Here is a 482-nt window from a genome sequence, read left to right as displayed (position 1 = left end):
CTTTGATATCCCTGCTCTTCATTATTAGCCTTGTAGATTGGCTTCATATCCTCCATAACCGCTTTTTTATCCCTGTCAGGAACATAGCGCATGGAGCAGCGGATTTGATGAACCACCCAAAGTTGTACCCTGGTTTTAGGAAATACAGCCTCAACCGCTTCGGGGAAACCTTTCAGGCCGTCTATGCAGGCAATCATAATATCGTCCACACCGCGTTTCTTCAGATCAGTGAGAACTCCAAGCCAGAGTTTGGCCCCTTCATTTTCTGAACTATAAAGCCCAAGTACATCCTTTTTTCCTGCGATATCAACCCCGAGGATATTATAGAACGCACGGGTGTCAACAGCACCATTCACCCTTACCTTGAAAAACATACAATCCAGACATATAAATGGATAGACGGTTTCAAGAGGACGGTTTCTCCATTCTTGAACCTCGGGTAGTACACTATAGGAAATACGGGATATCTCTGCATGAGAAAT

The 482-nt window shown here is 44.4% G+C and carries 1 protein-coding gene; it reads right to left on the bottom strand.

What is annotated here, in order from left to right:
* Positions 1–482: IS256 family transposase (locus GNY06_RS00385; protein WP_176589914.1), on the bottom strand; the 482-nt coding region annotated here is incomplete at both ends.

It is taken from the genome of Elizabethkingia argenteiflava, assembly GCF_009904105.1.
Lineage (GTDB): Bacteria > Bacteroidota > Bacteroidia > Flavobacteriales > Weeksellaceae > Elizabethkingia > Elizabethkingia argenteiflava.
The sequence above is the reverse complement of the archived record's forward strand: the minus strand, read 5'-3'. Positions and strand labels throughout refer to the sequence as shown.